At 41.5% G+C, this 20454-nt stretch carries 20 protein-coding genes and 1 pseudogene; 15 read left to right on the top strand and 6 right to left on the bottom strand.

Annotated features, from left to right (window positions below):
- The first annotated feature begins 121 nt into the window (after positions 1 to 121).
- Positions 122 to 1162: pseudogene (locus H0Z19_RS08170) on the top strand (transposase).
- Positions 1163 to 1324: 162 nt separating this feature from the next.
- Here H0Z19_RS08170 and H0Z19_RS08175 read toward each other — a convergent pair.
- The gene (locus H0Z19_RS08175) at positions 1325 to 2374 is read right to left on the bottom strand and encodes a transposase (protein ID WP_290725604.1); all 1050 of its coding nucleotides are present in this window, start codon (positions 2372 to 2374) and stop codon (positions 1325 to 1327) included.
- 400 nt (positions 2375 to 2774) lie between these two features.
- On the opposite strand from H0Z19_RS08175, the gene H0Z19_RS08180 reads away from it, so the two are divergent.
- From H0Z19_RS08180 to H0Z19_RS12050, 10 genes are all read left to right on the top strand, one after another.
- A complete protein-coding gene (locus H0Z19_RS08180; protein ID WP_290725606.1) occupies positions 2775 to 3833 on the top strand; it encodes a glycosyltransferase family 4 protein in 1059 nt (352 codons plus the stop codon).
- Between the two features lie 4 nt (positions 3834 to 3837).
- The gene (locus tag H0Z19_RS08185; RefSeq protein WP_290725609.1) at positions 3838 to 4929 is read left to right on the top strand and encodes a glycosyltransferase; all 1092 of its coding nucleotides are present in this window, start codon (positions 3838 to 3840) and stop codon (positions 4927 to 4929) included.
- Between the two features lie 33 nt (positions 4930 to 4962).
- On the top strand, positions 4963 to 6726 hold the full coding sequence (locus H0Z19_RS08190; protein ID WP_290725611.1) for an STT3 domain-containing protein: 1764 nt from the start codon (positions 4963 to 4965) through the stop codon (positions 6724 to 6726).
- Positions 6727 to 6734: 8 nt separating this feature from the next.
- Positions 6735 to 7808: a DUF4350 domain-containing protein gene (locus H0Z19_RS08195; protein ID WP_290725613.1), complete on the top strand. Its 1074-nt coding sequence runs from the start codon at positions 6735 to 6737 to the stop codon at positions 7806 to 7808.
- Positions 7805 to 8845 carry a hypothetical protein gene (locus tag H0Z19_RS08200; RefSeq protein WP_290725614.1) on the top strand — a complete coding sequence of 347 codons (1041 nt, stop codon included), beginning with the start codon at positions 7805 to 7807 and terminating at the stop codon, positions 8843 to 8845. Before H0Z19_RS08195 ends, H0Z19_RS08200 begins: the two co-directional genes overlap by 4 nt.
- 82 nt (positions 8846 to 8927) lie before the next feature.
- On the top strand, positions 8928 to 9848 hold the full coding sequence (locus H0Z19_RS08205; protein ID WP_290725616.1) for a glycosyltransferase: 921 nt from the start codon (positions 8928 to 8930) through the stop codon (positions 9846 to 9848).
- Positions 9820 to 11544 carry a hypothetical protein gene (locus H0Z19_RS08210; protein ID WP_290725618.1) on the top strand — a complete coding sequence of 575 codons (1725 nt, stop codon included), beginning with the start codon at positions 9820 to 9822 and terminating at the stop codon, positions 11542 to 11544. Before H0Z19_RS08205 ends, H0Z19_RS08210 begins: the two co-directional genes overlap by 29 nt.
- Before the next feature lie 63 nt (positions 11545 to 11607).
- A complete protein-coding gene (locus H0Z19_RS08215) occupies positions 11608 to 12573 on the top strand; it encodes a glycosyltransferase family 2 protein (RefSeq protein WP_290725619.1) in 966 nt (321 codons plus the stop codon).
- A gap of 18 nt (positions 12574 to 12591) precedes the next feature.
- Positions 12592 to 13665, top strand: a complete 1074-nt coding sequence (locus H0Z19_RS08220; RefSeq protein WP_290725621.1) for a glycosyltransferase family 4 protein — start codon at positions 12592 to 12594, stop codon at positions 13663 to 13665.
- Complete coding sequence (locus H0Z19_RS12050; protein WP_365892590.1) at positions 13665 to 15554, top strand: DUF6541 family protein; 1890 nt, start codon at positions 13665 to 13667, stop codon at positions 15552 to 15554. Before H0Z19_RS08220 ends, H0Z19_RS12050 begins: the two co-directional genes overlap by 1 nt.
- 12 nt (positions 15555 to 15566) lie before the next feature.
- On the opposite strand, the gene H0Z19_RS08230 is transcribed toward H0Z19_RS12050, so the two are convergent.
- From H0Z19_RS08230 to H0Z19_RS08250, 5 genes are all read right to left on the bottom strand, one after another.
- Positions 15567 to 16340: a class I SAM-dependent methyltransferase gene (locus H0Z19_RS08230; RefSeq protein ID WP_290725626.1), complete on the bottom strand. Its 774-nt coding sequence runs from the start codon at positions 16338 to 16340 to the stop codon at positions 15567 to 15569.
- A gap of 244 nt (positions 16341 to 16584) precedes the next feature.
- Entirely contained in the window at positions 16585 to 16752 is a 168-nt protein-coding gene (locus H0Z19_RS08235) for a hypothetical protein (RefSeq protein ID WP_290725627.1), read from the bottom strand.
- Positions 16753 to 17210: 458 nt separating this feature from the next.
- A complete protein-coding gene (locus H0Z19_RS08240; protein ID WP_290725628.1) occupies positions 17211 to 17471 on the bottom strand; it encodes a hypothetical protein in 261 nt (86 codons plus the stop codon).
- Between the two features lie 104 nt (positions 17472 to 17575).
- Positions 17576 to 17992 (bottom strand): type II toxin-antitoxin system VapC family toxin, encoded by a 417-nt coding sequence (locus tag H0Z19_RS08245; protein WP_290725629.1) that lies wholly within the window; start codon positions 17990 to 17992, stop codon positions 17576 to 17578.
- Complete coding sequence (locus H0Z19_RS08250; RefSeq protein ID WP_290725631.1) at positions 17979 to 18224, bottom strand: AbrB/MazE/SpoVT family DNA-binding domain-containing protein; 246 nt, start codon at positions 18222 to 18224, stop codon at positions 17979 to 17981. Before H0Z19_RS08250 ends, H0Z19_RS08245 begins: the two co-directional genes overlap by 14 nt.
- Before the next feature lie 901 nt (positions 18225 to 19125).
- Between H0Z19_RS08250 and H0Z19_RS08255 the strand changes: the two genes are divergently transcribed.
- From H0Z19_RS08255 to H0Z19_RS08265, 4 genes are all read left to right on the top strand, one after another.
- Entirely contained in the window at positions 19126 to 19401 is a 276-nt protein-coding gene (locus H0Z19_RS08255; RefSeq protein ID WP_290725633.1) for a hypothetical protein, read from the top strand.
- Entirely contained in the window at positions 19379 to 19642 is a 264-nt protein-coding gene (locus tag H0Z19_RS12055; protein WP_365892594.1) for a type II toxin-antitoxin system RelE/ParE family toxin, read from the top strand. Before H0Z19_RS08255 ends, H0Z19_RS12055 begins: the two co-directional genes overlap by 23 nt.
- Positions 19643 to 19717: 75 nt before the next feature.
- Positions 19718 to 20050 carry an acylphosphatase gene (locus H0Z19_RS08260; protein ID WP_290725635.1) on the top strand — a complete coding sequence of 111 codons (333 nt, stop codon included), beginning with the start codon at positions 19718 to 19720 and terminating at the stop codon, positions 20048 to 20050.
- Positions 20051 to 20063: 13 nt separating this feature from the next.
- The gene (locus H0Z19_RS08265; protein ID WP_290725636.1) at positions 20064 to 20369 is read left to right on the top strand and encodes a hypothetical protein; all 306 of its coding nucleotides are present in this window, start codon (positions 20064 to 20066) and stop codon (positions 20367 to 20369) included.
- The last annotated feature ends 85 nt before the right edge of the window (positions 20370 to 20454 follow it).

The raw sequence follows: 20454 nt of genomic DNA on the forward strand, positions 1-20454 counted from the left end.
TAAAAACAGACATCTGATTCACTTCCTATTCCGACGGGACAAAACCTTATCACCCGAAATCTAAAATAAAACCACTATAAACCGTAAAATTGATAAATATTTGTGATTTTAGCTTTATTAGGTGATTAGAATGAGATTACCAATTATTCCAGTGAAAGGAGACGAGAAATGGGAGCTTCTATCGAGAATCATTGATAAGCTCGAATCAAGGAAAACTAAGAAGGCTTTGGCAAGGAATGGAATAACACCAGTTAACAAAGCCATTAAATTGCTCAAAGTCATCATTCTGGCAATATTTTTCGAGGTAGAGATTTCTTACGCTGTTTGCGAGGTAAATAAGCGTTTAGAACTGAGAAAATTCTTGAGGATAGAAGAGGAGGTCAAATTAAAATCGGTCTACTCATTCATGGCAGAATTTGAGGCAGAGCAGTTTATAAATTTTGTTTTCTCAATTCTTAACGTTAATGTAAAGAAAAGAAGAAATAAGCCATCTGTGTTAATATTAGACTGGACTGATATATCTCTCGACCTAAACCCATTCAGAAAGAGAGATTTAAAGAATAAGCCGTACAAGTGGGGTTTCTCAACGAAAGGTTTCTTTCTGGGCATGAAGATGATGATTCTAGTTGACTACAGAACTTTAACGCCCTTATTCTTCCACGTATATCCAGCAAACATTCATGAAAGCAAGATATACTCCCTAATTCTGGAAATGCTTAAGAGGAAGAGGTTAATCAGGTTTGGAGATGCTATAATCATGGACAGAGGTTTTTACGCCTATAAGAATTATCTGATAGGGATAAGGTACGGAATAGTGCCTTTAATCATTCCAAGAAAGAACTTCAGCTTAGAGAAGCTTGAGGGGATGATAAGTTATCCTCTATTCATCTTTAACTCCAAGAACGTAGAGAAGGAGAAGAGAAGGTATAAGAACCTCGTAAAGAAGTTGTTTAAAGATTAAAGGAGGATCTGAAAAAATTGAGGAGCATAATAGAAGACGTGATAAAGCTGGGAAAAGAGGCTTATAGTTTGAAGCAGTTGCACTGCTATGATTTCGAACCTGTGAGAAAGAAGTGCTCTCTTTCTGTCCTGTTAACAGGGATGACGATTAATCTTGGTTTCAGGGGAAAAGAAGTTCATTCAGAGGTTATCGGAGTGGTGATGTGAGGAAGACCTTATAGATTTGATTGTATATTTTAACGTTCTTATTGCTTTGGCTAAGGGCAAGAGGGCTCCAGAAGAACCATATGACATAAAATTTGCCGACTCCCTAGAACTTTCCACCAATTTATCTCCCAAATACAAGATTAGGGTGTCTGCAAATTCACCACTCAGCCAACCTCTGTAAAGCTCTCTTTTCCCTGAATCCCAGCCGAGTGAGAATTGCTATGAGAAGTACGTTAGCATAGACAAACTTTGCAACTGATCTCCTTGTAAAACGATGAATTTTGTCCATAAAGAGCCCACGTTTCCCCAGCTTAAACAAGTCTTCCACGTCCGATCTCTTAGATTTAAGCTCGTCTCCTCTCTTCAAATAGCTAACAAGAATTTTTACGAGTTTCTTGAAGTAAATTATATCTTTAATTTTATTTTCAAGAAAATAAGTTAGAGGTGTTGAGATCATACTTAAAAGCTTGCTCATACTCATGTTTTCCTTCAGCCAGATCACTGAAACGACTCTATACTTCTTTAAGGCAACGTTGTAGTTGTAATATGAGCAGAAACCTTTATCAGCCATCACAATCGTCTTTGGTTTAAGAAAACTTCTCCTTTTCAGGTCTTCAAGCACGTCCTCGTAAATCTGACAATCGCTAGTATTTGCAGGAAAGATTAAAAATAAGAGAGGTCTTTTTGTTTTATAGTCCATGGCAAAAGCTAATTTGAAACCTAAAAAGAATTCATTACCGTCGAATCCCCATTTATATTCTTTATCTTTGAGCTCTTCGTTTGGTTTCCTGTGTTTTTGCTTGTTCAAGTCTAAATCTATTCCGGAAGTGTCTATAACGATTTCAAAGCATCCTCTACCAATTTTACCAAATAAGGAGTTTATTATCTGCTCTATTGCTTTTCTGAATGATTCTTCTCCGAACTTTGCCATGAAATCGTAGACTTCTTTAATATCTGGAACTTCTGATAAATTTAAAAGTTTTCTAAGCTTATGTCTCTTTTTCAGTTCTTCAACGAAGTAAGAAAGCTCCAGTTTGAAGAATAGAGATGCTAAAAGTATTTTTAGCATGACAACGGATTCATCAACCGGCTTTATTCTATTCCTCGCTAGAGCTACCTTTACTTCGTCCTTCTCCAACTTCTTAACGATTTTTCTCAAAATCTTGAATTTACCATCTCTAAACTCGACTATGACCGGTAATTTCACTTAGCTCACCGATATATCGTATGTAAGCGCTCTGTTTTTAAATTTTCCTGTTTATATTCTTTATTTTTTGGTTTAGGGTTTAATTCATCTCTGCATTTTCATGCAATCAAGTTTTAGTTGTCTATATAATTAGTAAAGCCTGTTGGGTTATTATTGGAGTGAGGTTAAAAAAGAGACCCTAATACAAGATATAAAATCATACAAACACTAAGGAAGGGTATAAAAAGGAAAATCATTGGAAAAGTGAACTACTCCGCCCCTCGGAAGGGGACTTAGCAGCAGCACGAGGTTAAACTCTTGAGAGAAAAGAGGCTCATTCAGAAAATTATCCGAAGTGGTGGGATAAAGAAGACCCTTTAAAACCTAAAAATCTTTAACCTTAGTTATTCAACAACATTTGGTGAAAATTGCTTTCATTTACGATGCAGTGTATCCGTGGATAAAGGGAGGTGTGGAGAAGAGAATTTTCGAGATGGGAAGAAGGCTTGCCGCTGAAGGTAACGAGGTTTACTGGTTCGGGATAAGCTGGTGGGGTGACAGAGAGATAGAGCACTCAGGCATAAGGCTCATTCCGTGCTACAAGCCCGTCGAACTGTACTCAAAGGGGAGAAGAAAGATAAGTGAGGCGATTTTATTTGCCGCCAGCGTAAAAAGGAAGGCTAATTTCAACAAATTCGACGTTGTGGACTGCCAGGTTTTTCCTTACTTTCCAGCCCTCTTTATCTCCCACCAAAATCTCGTTCTGACATGGCACGAGTTCTGGGGGGATTATTGGAAAGAATATCTCGGTCATCTCGGGTATTTCGGCAAGGCTGTCGAGAGGATCGTTGCCGCAAATGAAGGCAAGCACGTCGCCGTTTCATCAACCACTGCTAGACAGTTACTCGAAGTGGGGGTTGAAGCAGAGGTTGTGCCGAACGGGGTTGACTTGGAGGAAATAGAGCGTGTAAAGGCGGCAGAGAAGGGATACGATGTTGTTTTTGCGGGGAGGCTAATAAAAGAGAAGGGTGTCGACTTACTTCTCGACGCTCTCAAGCTGATTCCGGATACAAGCTGCCTGATTGTTGGAGAGGGGCCGGAGAAGAAAAGACTTGTTGAAAAGAGCAGAAAGTTAGGTTTAAACTGCCATTTTCACGGTTTTACGAGTTGGGAGGGTATGATTTCCATAATGAAGTCTTCGAAGGTCTTCGCGTTACCCTCAACAAGGGAGGGTTTCAGCATCACTTCTCTTGAAGCCAACGCGTGCGGGATGCCTGTAGTAACGATAAACCACCCATGCAATGCTGCCTCGGAAATTGTCTGCGGGATAACTTGCGATGATACCGCCAAAAGTCTTGCTGAAGCACTGGTTGAGGCGATGGAGAGAAAGAAAAAGTTAAGAGGCAGGTGCGTGAAGAATGTGAGAAAGTACGACTGGGACAAAATTACAAGAAGAATGGTTGAAGTCTACGAGAGGTGATCTATTGAAGGTCAGCGTAATACTGCCGACAAAGAACGAAGAAAAAGCGATTGGTGCTATTCTGAAGAGGTGTAAGGAAGCGCTCAAAAATCACGATTACGAGTTGATCGTGGTCGACAACTCCACTGACAGAACCCCTGATATTGCAGAAGAGTTCGGCGCTAGGGTGATAAGAAACGTAGAAGGGTATGGCAAAGCATACATTGAGGGGTTGAGGGCCGCTGAGGGCGAGGTTGTGGTCATGCTTGATGCAGACGGAACTTATGACCCGCTGGAAATTCCAAAGCTTATCGAACCCATCGTCTCAAACAAAGCGGATATAGTGATCGGCAGCAGGTTTCTGGGTGAAATAAAGCATGGAGCGATGAACCCCGTCCACAGGTTGGGCAACAGGCTGCTTACTAAACTGACGAACTTTTTCTTCAAGACCAGCTTTAGCGACGTTCATTCTGGAATGAGGGCGGCAAGAAAAGAGAGTATTGACTCGCTGAAATTAAGCTGCGAGGGCATGGAATTCGCGACGGAGATGCTCGCCAAGGCGTGGAAGATGGGATTAAGAGTCGTTGAAGTACCGATAACCTACCACCCTAGAAAGGGAGATAGCAAGCTGAGAACTTTTCGAGATGGATGGAGACATCTGAGACTCATGCTTCTACTCTCTCCCACTCACCTCTTTCTCATCCCTGCGATGCTGATGCTGCTTGCAGGTGTGCTCTTAATCCTCTACGTAATGCTTTTCGAACCGATCAGAACCCACTCCCTCGTCCTGGCATCAATGCTGGTCATGATTGGCACCCAAACGTTCTTCTTCGGGGTTTCGAGCAAAATATACTCGGCAAAAATTGGCCTTGCCGAAGAGGACAGATTTGTGAGGTTTTTCAGGCGATATTCAATCCTCGAAGAGGGATTGGTTTTGGGGATTGCTTTGGTAATTGCTGGCTTTATCCTCGGCTACGCCATACTCTCAGCCTGGATTGGAGCGGGTTATGGCGAGCTTAATGCACTGAATTACGCGATCCTTTCATTTCTGATGGTCGCTGTCGGCCTTCAGGTGGTTTTCAGCACGTTTTTCATCAGCAGCCTATGGATAGAATAGCAATTTATTTATTCATACCACAGATTGTTGCTCATGTGGTTGATTGCCATTATTATCTTGGCAGCTCTGCTGAGACTCCAGAATTTGCAGCTCTTATCCCTCAAGCTCCCCTCAGGCTACGACCCCTTCTACCACCTCAGACTCGCTGAAGTCATAGTAAGGTCGGGCTACAGGCCTGACTTCGACTACTACCTCAACTATCCACACGGTCTTAATATAGGCTGGCTCCCGCTGTTCGACTACATTCTCGCATTTCCTGGAATGCTGTTCGGGTTTGATGCGGCCATTTACTTCTCGCTTGTCTTTCCTGTTGTGCTCGGCGTCCTCAACACGATTCTCGTCTACGTTATAGCCAGGAAGTTGGGAGACGAGAATTTCGCTCTGCTTTCAGCCCTCGTTTATGCAACAATTCCTGCTGCGGTCCACACGAGCGTTCTCGGCTTTGCCGACCACCACGCATGGAACACGTTCCTCGTTCTGCTCGCCTTCTATCTCCTACTCCGCTTTCCACCCGTTGCAGCTGCACCTCTGACAGTTCTGGCCTTTTCTTGGGTTGGAGCACCGATATACGCTGCTGTCCTAGCTCTCGCATCCTTCCTGCACTTTGATGAAAAGAAGATGCTTCGAGCTTTGCCCGCATTCCTTATTCCGGTCGTTGCGGCAGTCGTAAGCCATACGGTTGCCTTATCTTTCGTTGCCATCGCAGCTTTTCTCGTCATTGGCGTTTTTATTAAGAGATTCGGCAACATCAGGGTGGAGCTTGGATACATTGCCGCTGCCGCTCTGACCCTTGCAGTACTTTACCTTGCTCCGGTTAAAGAGCTGGGCTTTGTTAAGCGGGGTGTAAGCTACCTCATCGGGGCCAACATATACCTCCCGACGATTGCCGAAGCGCAATCCTTCGACTTTGCGGGAGTAATGTCATTGACAGGCTACCTGTCGTTTTTGCTCGCACTTCCGTCACTCTTCACTTTCAGAGACCGCTTTCTTCAGGCTTTCTTCTTCACTTCCCTCGCCCTCTCAATTCTGCAGAGCAGGTTCACGGAGATTCTTGCAGTGCCAATATCATTTTTCGCCGCTAACACGCTCATCTACGTTTTCGAGAGGACCGAGGTTATAGTGAGGGAAGAAGAGGAGAGCGAGGAGGAAGACACAAAGAAAAAGAAGAGGTCGAAAAGGCGTAAGGAGAGGCGCAGCAAGAAAGAAGAAAAGCTGAGTCTGGGCGACAAGGCGGTCGTGGCAGCCTTCCTCGCCGTAATCTTCACACCCTCCTTTATCATTTCAATAAAACCTTCCGAGCTGAGCGAGGACTGGCAAGCTGCCCTGACGTGGCTGAAGGAAAACACAGATTCCACCTCCCACTACTTAACCCCGGACAAGGGGAAGCCCGAATACTCTATACTGAGCTGGTGGGACTACGGGAACTGGATAGTTTTTGTCGCTAAAAGGCCAGTTGTGTGCAACAACTTTCAGGCCGGAGCTATTGACGCTGCAAGATTTTTCACAGCCCAGAATGAGGAAGATGCATTGAAAATTGCAAAGAAGAGGGGTGTGAGATACGTTGTTACCGACGAGGAAATGGGGTTCGAAAACGAGAGCGGAAAGTACACGGGAAAGTTTGAGGCGATAATGTCCATAGCTGGCCTCAAACCGGAGCTAATGGACGACGAGGATGTTCTTGATTTCTATAACACTTCTATGCTGTACAGGCTGCATGAAGAGGATGCGGAGAACCTGAAGCACTTCAGGCTGGTTGAGGAGTTCGGGAAGGTAAAAATATTTGAAGTTGTTGGGTAGGTGTTGTTATGAAAGCGCTAATCCTCTCTGGAGGGCACGGCAAGAGGTTAAGGTTGCTTGTATATTCAGCTTTAGCGATGATCGTCCTTGCCCTACAGGTATCAAGCGCACAGACTGTCCTTTTTGATAGCACTTCCGGATTTTTCGGGCTCGAAAGCGATGCAAGAAGCGGATTCATGTATCTCAAATTTGAACTCGAAAAGTCAGGATTTTCAGTAACCGATACTATTAGTTTAAGGGGGAACTCAGTACAGATTGATGGGTCAGATTTGAAAAGGGCGAAGGTTTTTGTAATTGTCAATCCCATTAGGGAGTTCAGCTTTTCCGAAATTGACGCTCTGACGGATTTCGTTAATAATGGAGGGAAGGTCCTGATAATTTGCGATGACCCTCGCTACATCGGAAACGCGAACAGAATCGCGGGTGTATTTGGTGGAAAGTTTACCAGCCTTTACATTGAGAGAGCGGAGATTCCGCAATACGGTGCGGAGCTTAAGTCTTCCGTACCATTGCAGGTTGAGGATGCTAGCTTTACAGTAAACGTTACCACGTGGGCGAGTGAGTGGCTTGATCTGTTTAAAATCGGCAAAGAAAAGCATTACGAGAATTACACGGTCTTTGCCACCAAAAAGGTTGGCAAGGGTGTGGTAGCTTTCCTCGGCGACAGGGATTTCATGACAAACGGGAACATTTATGCTGCTAACAACACTGAGTTTGCAAGGCTTGTTTTTGAGATGCCTGTAGTTTCGGAATCCGAGGAAGCCAAGGAGTCTGAAGAGGTAATGAAAATAGACATGACGCCGAATGAGATAAATGTCAGCGTTTCAGAAAAACCTTCAATCGCTTCTGTCATAGTTAGAAATGTTGGCTCAAACCAGTCGTTGAGGGTTGAAGTACCTTCCTATCTTGAGGGCCTAATCGTTCCATTTGAGAATCCAGTTAACATCTCCAGCGGTGAATGCAAAATCCTGAGGTTTTTAATAAGGCCCAGTTCGGACTACGGGGAAGTCAGAGATTATATAATTCTCAGGAATACTGTAGATGAGGAAAAGTACATACCACTAAGGGTGGTGTGGAGATGAGGTTTGTTCTTCTCATTCTAGCTCTGCTTATCGCTATCCAGCCCGCTTTAGCTGACGAAATACACGTGAAGTTTAGAGAGGCGAAGATTCCGAACGGTGAGTTTAGATACTGGTACGGAGAGGGAGAGTTGAGGAGTAATTACAGCGGAGTTGCAGAGCTAAGGGAGGGGGATGCGACCATCATCTCCTACTCTGGACTCGAAATCGAAAACGGAAGCGTTTTTGCCGCAAATCCAGAAATTTTGTTTTTACTACCAAAACCTTCGGGACACGGAATATACAAGGTCGACTTTACTCTGCCATCCATCAGCGGTGGGCCTGCTGAGCTAACAATTGATATTCAGAACGGCAAGATGATTCTGTTCTCCAATGTGGACTTCGAGGTTGAGGACTATGGCGAGTATCTGAGGTTGCATGCTGTTACGGATAGCAGGCATGTCAGCTTCTACTTCGTAACCGAGCTTGCCTACATGCTCTTCTCCGACTTTGTTGCTGCGGGAATATTCTTCTTATCGCTGCTCGTCTACGTTGTATGGAAGAGAAAGGAGATTGGGGCCTATCTACGGAAGAATCTAAGAGGGGCAGTAAGACTGCCAGTAGAGGTGTCAGAATATGAAAAGGGTTACGCTTTGAAATTTGGAGGAGTGAAGCTATCCAAACCAGTTGAATTCGTGAACGGAAAGCTTGTGGTAAAGATTCCCCACTGGCTAATATCAGCCGTGCTGATTGTTCTTCTCTCTGCAGTTTTTATTGAATCTGTAACGAGGCCTCTGAGAGATCACTGGGCGATGCTCGGGAAGTTCGGGTACGGTGTTATCGCTGCCGGCGGGCTGATCGGTCTGCTGTCTGCGATCCTCTTGCTATCCTCAACCGACGAGAGGAGCTTTGTCAGAAGGTTGAGTCTGATCGGTGGTGGGCTTGTCGGGACGATGTTCGCGTTCCTGGGATGGCTCTCCGTTGTCCTCTTCATCACGACTGCACTGCTGATATACTACCTCTCGATGTTGATACTGGAGGAGGATGATTACGATGTGTGAATTTTATTAAAATCCTTACATCCTGTAGTTTCGTATCCTAAAGGAGCCAAAGTTTAAAAGCACTATTAACGAGCTGTGACAAATGCAAGCTCCAAGGTTCTCCATTGTAATACCATCGTACGGCAGGCCTGACGTTCTGAACAGGTTGCTGGAAGACCTAAAAGAGCAAGAAAATTTCGAGTTAAATGCGATGGAAGTCATTATAATTAACGAGGAAAATTCAGAAGAATATGGTAAATTGGCTAGGGATTTCAGCAACCACTTTAACGTTGTCTATCTGGTACCCTCAACAGAACGTCTTGGTTCATCGGAGGCGAGAAACATTGGAATAAGTTCTGCAAAGGGAGAGTTCGTTGTGTTCTTAGACGATGACGTCAGGGTTGGCAGAGATTTCCTATCGAAATGCTTGGAACTGGCAAAGGAGCACCAAGCATTCTCTTTTAGAATTCAGCAGCCAAACGATCCGAGACCGCAGATTGTGAAGAAGATTCACAGGTTATTTGTCGGAAGGGTTTTTCTGCTTCTCGGCATCATTTTTGGCGGGTTCGAGCTGGAAGATTACGGAAGGAAGGAAATTCCAGTAGAGCACTTTCCGGGAACGGCATTCGTGGTTAAACGTGAGCTGATTGCTGATTTAAGGTTTGACGAGTATCTTGGCAAGGGAAACGGTTACCTCGAAGACTCGGACTTCACTTACTCCCTGCACAGAAAGGGGTGTCCATTAGTGTTCGTCACGAACTACAGCGTTCTGCATCTGAGAGCGCCGAGAGGAGGAAATAGGGTTCACGACCCATCCGTCTGGTTGAACGAGAGATGGCTGTACTTCTACTGGAATCACAAAGCGTATTTTGTAAAAAAGTGGGGTGGTCAACTTAAACTTCTCTCAGCAACTTTTTTCAACTTCGTGGAGTGCATCGCACTTTCGCTCCTCACGAGAAAGCTCCTCTTCAGAGTTTTTGTCAAGGGGTGGTTTGATGGTATCCGCAAAAGGCACAGAGCTTAGCTACAGCTCTTTCATATTTGGAGTTGGGGCGGTAACTATCCTCCTCTACATTGCTATGAAGGTATTCGGGGGCGTCAACACATATTTTATTGCATTACACATTTTTTTAACCGCGATTCTGATGTACTTGCTGCTAAAAATAAACGTTGGAAGCAAAATCAAAATCTCGTCGCTAACACCATTGTCCCTATTAATCATACCAGTAGCGTTGGTATTTGCGGCCGAGAGGTTTTATTACGGCAGCGTTGCCCTCGCAATCGTAATCGGCCTGGTTTCAGGCTACATTGCCACAAAGTTTTTGGATTCGGGAAGTGATGACGACATCGATTTCAAGAAGTGGTTTGTCATACCAATCTTCATTCTCGCCCTTGTCGTGAGAGCTTACGTGTTTGCTACTCCAAAAGTGCCCTTGGGCTACGATACGCCGGCTTATCTTATCTTAGCGCTCAAAGCCTCGAAAATGGAATTGTGGGAATTATTGAGGATTGGACTGGGTTTTTCCGGCGATGCATACGTTGACAACTGGAACTTCTCCATGCTCTGGCTCGGCCTCACTGCCAAGTTAATCAGCTGGCTGGGTTTGGATTTGCTTGCAATTCCAAGATTTTTCATTCCGGCAATCAGCGCAGCATGTGTTGTGCCGGTCTTTCTGCTTGTTCGTGAACTCTCCGATAGCAATTCAGCCTTTTATTCGGCGCTAATTTTCTCGATTCTCCCTTCGGAACTGCTCTTCTGCGATTTATATAAGGAAATCCTCGGAGAGTTCTTCCTCATCCTCTCTCTTTACCTGTTCGTCAGATTCAGCAACAAGAAAAATGCAACGAACCTATTTTTGTTTCTCGCCTCTGCTTTCCTCCTCTGGAAGGTTGCAGTTACAGCGTTCTCGAAGTTTGCCATGTTTTTTGCCGCCTTGCTTCCGATATTCGCCTTTTATGGTAAAATCAATTCCAGAATACCCATCTTCGTCGCCTTACTCATCCCCGTAATACTGGTGCTGGGCCACTTCTTCCCCATCGTGGGCTTCCCCCTCCACCCCGTTAGGCCAATGGTTGATAACCCTTACACCCGCTTCTCGTTTCCGGTAATCCTGCTTACAGATTCAACAGCCTTTATGCTCGCATTATCCGGCCTGTTCGTCTTTCTTTCTTCCAGCGGAAAATTCAAGAGAGCTTATGCTGTCGGAGCAGCAATTTTTTTGGCCATTGCAGTGTATTCCGGCATACTTTCGGGTGTTATGGGATACAGGATTTTTCCCTCATCCTTTTTCCTGAACACCTTCAGAGTTTCCCTCTACCTGAGCATCCCCCTCTCCATACTTGCCGGTGTTTTTCTGTCGGAGATGAGGTTAAAGAGGATTCTTGTACTGGCGTTATTTGCTCTTTTAGCCTGCGATCTGGTTCTGGCCGTGAACAGCGAGACGACGATACACTCTCCGGCCAGGTTTTACTCCTACATTTCGGAGAAGGACTACGAAATGCTCTCCAAGCTGGATTACTCTGCATGCAGCCGTGTGGTTTTAGTTGGAAATTTCAGCTGGTCGCCAGATACCAAGAACTACTCCGCTGGAAACTGGATAAAGTACATCGTCTTTTCAAAAACGGGAGAGCTTCCAGAAGTCTACGAAGAAGTGCCGGATGTGAGTGACGCTCTGGTGATAGTTTATCACAACGATAAGATTTACGTAAAGCGGTGCTGAATAGGAAATTTTTTTATTTTCCGCTTTAATAGGCTGAGCAGTTACTGTAAGTTGGGGGAGAAGATGAAGCTCATCGTAATGATTCCCGCCTTCAACGAGGAGAAAACCATAGGAAGCGTAATTAAGGAAATACCCAGAGAGGTTGAAGGATTCGATGAGGTTGAGGTGCTCGTCGTTGATGACGGTTCCACCGACAGAACTGCCGAGGTGGCGAGAGAGGCGGGTGCTGATTACGTGGTCTCGCACAAGAAGAATCTTGGTTTGGCAAACGCGTTTAAAACTGGCCTGGAGACGGCACTAAAGCTCGGAGCGGATGTGATAGTCAATATTGATGCAGACGGACAGTACAACGCCAAAGAGATCCCAAAGCTCGTCAAACCGATTCTGGAAGGTGAGGCGGATATAGTTATCGGGGACAGGCAGATCGACAGGCTTGATCACATGCCGAAAGCGAAGAGGATCGGCAACAAAATTGCGACGTGGGTTACCCGCAGGTTATCCGGGCTACCGGTAAAGGATGCGCAGAGTGGATTCAGGGCTTTTTCGAGGGAGGCCGCGATGAGGATGAACCTGCTGGGAGACTACACCTACGTACAGGAAACAATAATTCAGGCTGCAAATAAGAACCTCAGGATAGAGTGGGTTCCGGTGGAGTTCAGGAGGAGGGAAGGGGAATCGAGGTTAATTCCCAGCATATGGAGCTACGCCAAGAGAGCCGGAATGACGATAATAAGGACTTACAGAGACTACCACCCGCTGAAGGTCTTCCTTTCAGTTGGCTTAGCATTTCTTTTAGCAGGGCTGGCGTTCGGGCTGAGAGTTCTTCTGCACTACTTCAATACGGGGATGGTGACACCTCATCTGCCAAGTGCAGTGCTTTCGGTGGTTTTAATCGTCGTTGGGTCGTTATCAGTAATTCTCGGGTTAGTTGCTGACATGCTCAAAATGCAGAGGTTGCTGCAGGAGGAGATACTGTACAGGTTGAAGAAGATGGAGGTTGAATATGGTAGTGTAAGAGAGAGAAAATAAAAACTAGGGGGTTCTAAGATGAGGATCCTGTTTATTTCAGGCCGAGAACCAACATATACCCGAAATGCAGTTATTCTGAAAGGACTGAAAAAGTGTGGTATTGAAGTTATTGAATGTACAGACTGCTCAAAATCCTATGCAGTAAGATATCCAAAAGTAATAATAAATTTTTTACTAAAATTAATGAGAAAAGATACTTTTGATGCCGTCTTTGTTGGTTTTTTTGGACAGCCTCTAGTTAAGATAGTGAGGAAAGCCTTAAAAGATAAATCCATAGTGTTTGATGCTTTTCTGTCGGCTTATGACACCATGTGTTTTGAAAGAAAGAATTTCAGACCAAATTCAATAGCAGGTAAATTCTTTTATTGGCTGGATAAATCTTCCTGTGAAATTGCAGATACTATAATACTTGATACAAATGCTCATATAGACTACTTTGTTAATACTTTTAACTTACCAAAAGAAAAATTTCATAGAGTGTTTGTTGGGGCGGATGATGAGTACTTCTATCCAAGAAACGTTGAACGAAATGACGGAAAATTCAGGGTTTTTTATTATGGAACATACAGGCCACTTCAAGGAATAGAATATATAATTAAAGCCGCAAAACTACTTGAACCTTACGAAGATATCGAGTTTATTGTTGTTGGTAAAGGCCCTGAACGTGGGAAAATTGACAAATTAGCTCGAGACTTGAACGTTAAAAATGTTAGATTTATTGACTGGATACCTTATGAGAAACTGCCAGTGGAAATCGCAAAGAGCGATGTTTGTTTAGGTGGACATTTTTCCAATATAGATAAAGCGAAAAGAGTTATAGCTGGAAAAACGTTTCAATTCATCGCCATGAAAAAGCCTGTAATTGTGGGGGATAATCCAGCAAACAGAGAGCTGTTTGAGGACAGGGAAAATGCGTTATTTGTTGAGATTGCAAATAGTGATGCTTTGGCTAAAGGTATTTTAGAATTACGAGAAAATGAAGATTTTAGGGAGAACATAGCGGAAAAGGGATATAGAACATTCATGGAGAAGTGTACTCCAGAAGCCATCGGTCGGGAGCTATATTGTATAATTAGGGAGGTGGTAGGGTAATGATAGAATTTTTAGAAATTTTAAGATTGATTTTTTCGATAATTATTATATTTTTTATTCCGGGTATTTTTTGTGTTTTTATTTTAAATAAATCTATCAAGAACCTTAATTTATTTCTTATTGTCGTATTTGGTCTTTCGGTATCCTTTGTGAATCTAGTAGGACTGTATAGTTACTTATTAGCAATAGATTTTTTTATCTCGTGTAGTGCATTATTCATAGTTGCATTAATTTATGTATTACTAAAATTGAATAAGTCAAACATTAAAAATATATTAAAAAAAACAATCTTTCAAGTATACAATACCAATACGGTTGTACTTTTGCTAATAATTTTTATTTCGTTGTTAATTAGATATTCAATTTATGTTGTAAACAATCAATTTATAGCACCAATTGGTGTAGACTCATCTACACATACATTTATTTCTAAACTTATACTTGAAAAGCATGTCATCCCCTCTAATCTATTGCCTTATTATCCTATAAAATCTTTCTCTTATCACTTTGGTTTTCATTCTTTAGTAGCACTATTTAGTTGGTTAAGCGGTTTAGAGATCACTATTTCTGTAATAATAATTAGTTTATTTTTATCTATTTGTTTATTATTTATACTTGGTACCTTTATTACAGTAATCACCAATAATAAAGTGGCTGCTTTGTTTGGGACAATGTTCGCAGGTTGGATATCTATTTTCCCGTTCTACTACTTATTATGGGGAAGATTTACTTTTATACTTGGGATTTCATTGCTTATAATAATTATTACATATATATTATATTTTATAAAAAATGATACAAATTTTACACAAAAAGATGTTATAATTTTGCCATTGATGTACATAGGAGTCTTTTTATCGCATTACAGGGCAACTTTGGCATTAGTTTTGTTTTTGATGTTATTGTGCCTTATTTTAACAATAAAACATCGTAAAATAACCAAGCATGTACTTGTTATCCTCTCCACAGGGGGGACTTCATTGCTGGTAATTTTCCCATGGTTTTTAAAAGTAATACTGACTTACGGCAAAAATAGTTTGTCTCTAACTCCACCAGAGTTTTACTCATTGGAAAGAATAGGATATTTAAAGGAAATGTACTCAAATTATTTTATAGCGTGCAATATTAATACAATATTGGTTCTTTTAATTTTTTTAATTACTTCACTACTAGTTTTGGCCAAGTATAGGGATATATTTATTAGTGTATTTCTTTTTTGGTTTGCATTTCTAATTCTTTTTTCAAATCCATATATTTTTAACTTGCCATTTTCAGGTTATTTAGACACTATTACTGTAGTCTCACTCTCTTTTTACCCACTCTCTCTTCTATTCGGAATTTTGATGAAAGAGTTATTTAATATCAAAAGTAAATCAAAAATATTAAAAAAAACTAAAATCATTCTAATTACTATTGTAGTGTTAAATATAGTCAACTTAATGCCAATAGTTCTTAAATCTCAAGATTATAATTATGTTTTTAAAGATGATTTAGAGGCATTCAAATGGATAGAGAATAATACAAAAGAGGATCAAGTTTTTCTTGTTAACTTCTATAAATCAAAATATTTCGATTTATTAGAGACTACAGATGCAGGAGCTTACATTCCAATATTTACAGGAAGAAGAGTATTACCACCTCCATTAATATACGGGGCTGAAGAAACAGACATGGATATAGTATTAAATATTAAAAAAATATATGATATATATGATAAAAAGTCAAATAGTCAATTTATAAAAGTATTAAAAGAACTAAATATTAAATACATCTACATCGGAAAAAGAAACACCGGAATTCTCAGTAAGGTAGATTATGATGGTAAGTATTTTTCAGTAGTTTATTCAGAAAATGGTGTTAAGATTTTAAGATTAAAAGAAAGAAAATAATAAATAAAACACTTATACCTTCTTTGCTATGACTATTATAGATGTATCTAGATGCAAATAAAAGAATAATAGTAACATAATCAGATGGAATATTGGATTATCTATTAAGATTTTGAATTTATGTTTGCGTTTCTCTGATGAACATAAGTATCCGTTAACTAAATTCACTAAGCTTCTGGATAAAGAGAAAAAAGGTCTATAATCTTCATATTTATTAATTACATTAAATTTATTATTAGACAATAATTTAGATAAGGTATGTATGTTGAAAAAGTGTAAATGACGTGGAACATCTAATTGATACCAGTATTCCCTAAAAATTTTAAATTCCCTACTATTAATATTGGGTACGCTAATAATCAACAGACCGTCATCTTTAAGTATCTTATTGATATGACTTAGATAGTCATTCGGATTATGTATATGCTCGATCACGTGTCTCATCAGTACTACATCGAAGTATTTTTTAGGAAAGTGAAAATTTGTTAATTCGCCAACGTAAACTTTTTTGAGACCTCTCTTCTTTGCATTTTCTATCGCTCTAGAGCTTAAATCAATGCCATATACATCCCAACCCAATTTTTCTAAAACTGCTATTATTTTTCCCGATCCACAACCAACATCCAATATTTTCCCTGGCAACATATTCGATAATATTTTTAGCTCTTTCGTTATGGCCAATTCAAATTTCTCTATAAAATAATTTCCAAGAATATGAGGATAATATTTTTTTAATGTATAGTAATCTTCAATTTTTTCTTGGGAGGGTACTGGTGTTAGATACATATGTCCACAAATCTTGCATTTAACTATTTTAAATGGTAGAGGCGAACAAGTGGTGTAATCATGAAGACTGTCCAAGATTATTTCCCGACTTTTACTTTTACAAATTATGCAAGTTTCCATACAATTACGACCCAATTCTATTTTTTGCTCCGAATTCATTAAGTTCAGCATAACGTGAGTGTTAAAAATTTGCCCTTATTTATGCGAAGGATAAAACCAATCCCACGGCTTGTTATAGCGAGGATCATCTGCCATTAATTTTCTTCGGAACTATTGTCTTGTCATTCCAAGGTCTTCTGATTTCATCGGGATTCTTGTAGTCATACAGTCTGTTAACGAAGTAAACAAGCATCACTGGCTCAACACCAAACGGGTTCCATGTCTGCCGAAGAGAGTTAGGGACTTTCATCATAAAGTGTTGGTGTATTGCCGTTAAAAGAATCTTCCAGAACTAACAGGGTTTGGTCCCGACCAGAATAATCCCGAAGAAACCCCTGTTCGAACTCCCTGTTCACGAACATACCTTCGGGTATCATGCTTTAAAGTATGTTACTTAATTTATGTGTTTTTCGCTGCAGCGTTGCAGCGTTGCAAGGTACCCCTTGGCCTTTAAAGAATTCACCCCCCCCCATCGGTGACTACCAGCATGCAATTTGGCATCTGCTTCAATACAGCATTAATTTTCGAGAAAACTAGCAAATTCCCGTCTTTTCACCTTTTGAACTATTTTGAATCTTCATTTTGGCAGATGTTGGAGAACAACTTTTAAACTTAGTCAAAATTCGAGAAGATTTCTCGGCCCGTACGGAGCAATCTTACTTACCATCGTAAATTACATGAACTAAACAATCACAATCCAGCAACTTTTTTCTACTTCTTTAAAGATTTCAGCCCCTCTATGAGCTTCCTCAGCTTTTCCACCTCTTCAACGGCATTTCTCCACTCTGTGCCGTCCTCCCAAATTTCGTGTTTATCTAAAGGCACACCTCCTCTCTCGATTTTCCTTTCCAGCTCATCCAAGGAGCATCCGTACTTCTTCTCGAATTTGGCAGTTATGGCTTTGTAGTATTCAAGCTCGCTGAGAAGCCTCTTCACGATTTCCTCATGAACTTCACGTCTTACCGGAATCATGAGTTGCCCCAAATCTTAAGCATTTAAGCAATTTTTAAAAATATTTAATCCGAGCCGCTTCAGCCATCCTGTAACCCGGCAGACCGCTCCGCCGCTTCATACCATCACTCTGTAATTCTTTTCACGTTAAGCCTGTCGAAATCACTGTCAAACGAATACATTTCGTTCACACCGATTTTCGTCATCACCACGTAAGCTATCGCATCGCTCAATCCAACACTCCTCTCTCTGGAAATTTTCAAAGCCTTAAGGCAGTCCCTCTTTGTAACGTCAAAGACATTCACGTTTTTAGCCAATAAAAGGAACTCCTCAACCTTCAGAGCTCCGCTCAGTGGTAAGTAGCTCTCCAGCAGATTTGCTATCTCCGCTATCTGAACAACAGTTATGCCGACCTCCTCACCGTCGTTGATTCTTCTCACGATCTCTTTGGCAGACTCCTTTATCTTTATCTCGTGAGGTTTCAGCTCTCTTTTCGGCTTGAGAAACGCGTGAACGAAAACGCTTGCATCAACGAATCTCAAGCAGCTCCCTCCTCACGGACTTCCAGTCTGACAAGTCAGACTTCACGTCAACTTCGATCTTGTCGAAGAATTCAGTGATGTCTGCGAGCTCGTAGGGTTTCACGATGATTGTATCGTCTTCGATTTTCAGAATAACTTTCCCCTTTTTTGCGTACTTTTCCCTCCAGTTTTTGGGTATTACCAACCTGCCCTGCTTATCCAGCTCCTTTATAATCTCCACATCTGATGCCATGGTTAAAACTTTGAGATGGAATTATTTAACCGTTACCTTTCTCATTGGTGTTGCAAAGTTCTTTCATCAGCCTCTTTCATCAGCTACGGTTTTCCCACTCATTTTGTAGACACCATTTTTACAGTTTCTACTACCCCTTTCTTGAAGTATGCTTGTTCTTATCATAATCTTTGAGAAATCTCGTATCATCTAGGTCTGTCTTCGACGAACTCTGTTGAACCTTCACCTCTAGCCGTGAGATTTTTGATATGCATCCTCTACGGCATAAAAATCTTCACCCGATCAGCCGCTTTGTTGGAGATACTCGAAGACCGAAGACCGCCGGAGAGAATTGGAGCCCCATCACAATATGCTACCCGTCAAAAGAGTCTTCCAGCCACACGTTAGAGAACAACTTTTAAACCCAACACCACTCAACCTCTGTTAAAGTCCACCAATTGGCCAACATCCCATCAGAAAAAACACTGTTATTCGGAAATTTTTAATATCAAACCTTGGCGAGAATTATGGATTCCCCCAATCATAACAAAGGGGATAGCAAAAAAGGAGCCGAAAAAGGTCCTTCAAAAGTACGGCGTTAAAGATCCTGAAGGCTGCCGGAGCATCCGGCTTATGAGGACTTTCTTTTCGCTCTGGCTTTTAAGCGGAATCATGGCGAGATCTGATTTGAGGGCTCGTTTCAATGGCAGAGGGATATACAGAATCGACACAGCACTTGGGTTCGGAAAACAACATCGTCGAAGATAGTGTAACGGAGGGCCATGTTGTGGGGAGAAATAGGCTCAATAACGATGTTTAAGCAGCAGATTAACAGTTGAGCATTGATCTTACCAAAAGCAGATTCTGAAGCTATTTGCAAGCTAAAAGCTTTAAAGCCTAAAAAGAATGGATTAACCAGCAGGTGCCAAAGATTTTTAAAGTATTAGGGAGAATTCTTGGTGGTGAGAGTATGGCAGTCAACATCGATAGACTGCTCAAAGAAATCAGGATAGTAAAAGAAAAGTTAGAAGATATCGAAACGCAGGTTTATATGCTAAAATCTCAACATCTGGAAGAAGAGGAACTTTCCGAGGATGAACTGGAGGAACTCGAAGATCTGGCCGAGGAGACTTTGAGAGATGGGATACCGTTGGAAGAATTTAAGAGTAAGTTAAATGAGTTTTCGAATTCTTATTAACAGGAGAGTTGAGAAGGAGTATTCAAAACTTCCAAAGGCAAACCGGCAAAAGGTTTTAGAATTTTTGGTTGCGATTGAAAACAACCCTTTTCCGGACAATTTTGACATTAAAAAGATAAAAGGAGCAGATAATACCTTCAGACTTAGAATTGGAGATTTTAGACTATTTTATAAAATTCTATGGAATGAGAAGGTAATCCTGGTTACCAAGCTTGAGCGCAGGAGTAGAGCTTATCGGTAGGTGTCTGAGAAGCTTTAGGACACGCCAGTGAAATACTACAAAAACTTTAAAAATGATTTTTTCAGAGATACATCGGTGAAAAAGAGGATTCTCATCGGTAAGGTTCATGATGTCGGCTATCGCCCTTACCTCCTCGGCTTAGCTGAATCACTGGAGATTGAGAGGTTCTTCGCGGAGAACACTTTTGCAGATGGTAAGCAGGCTGTAGAAATTCTTGTAGATGATGAGGAGGACAAAGTTCAGTTGTTTATAGATATTATTAAAATTAAAACTCCCGAAAATGCAGAAGTTGAGCAGATAGCGGTTGAAGATTATGACGGCAATGTAATGAAAACCGAGTCGTACTACCGCTACCTCCAGCAATGCAGCTGGCAAAGATATAGCAACCTACGGCGGAAATATGCTTGATAAGCAGGATACAATGCTAGAGAAACAGGATGCGATGCTGGAGAAAATGGATATCCTGCTTGATAAGCAGGATGAAATGCTTGGTAAACAGGACACGATGCTCGGTAAAATGGATAAGATTCTGGGTAAGCAGGATGCTATGTCGGGGAAGATGGACGAAATGCTTGGGAAGCAGGACTTAATGATAGAGAAACAGGATGAGACAATTAAGGTCATAAAAGAGGAATCCGGGAAAACGAGAGAAGTTATGAAGAGCGAGATCAGGCATGCTTCATCAAAAATCGACAAGACGAACGAGCTTCTTGAAAAGAGATTTTGAAAAGCTTGAAGATGAGATAGAAAGAATAAAGAAGGCCTTGATGAAAGCGGGAATAGAAATACCTTAGAACGAAAACGCTCGCATC

Source organism: Archaeoglobus sp., from assembly GCF_017656475.1.
GTDB lineage: Archaea > Halobacteriota > Archaeoglobi > Archaeoglobales > Archaeoglobaceae > Archaeoglobus.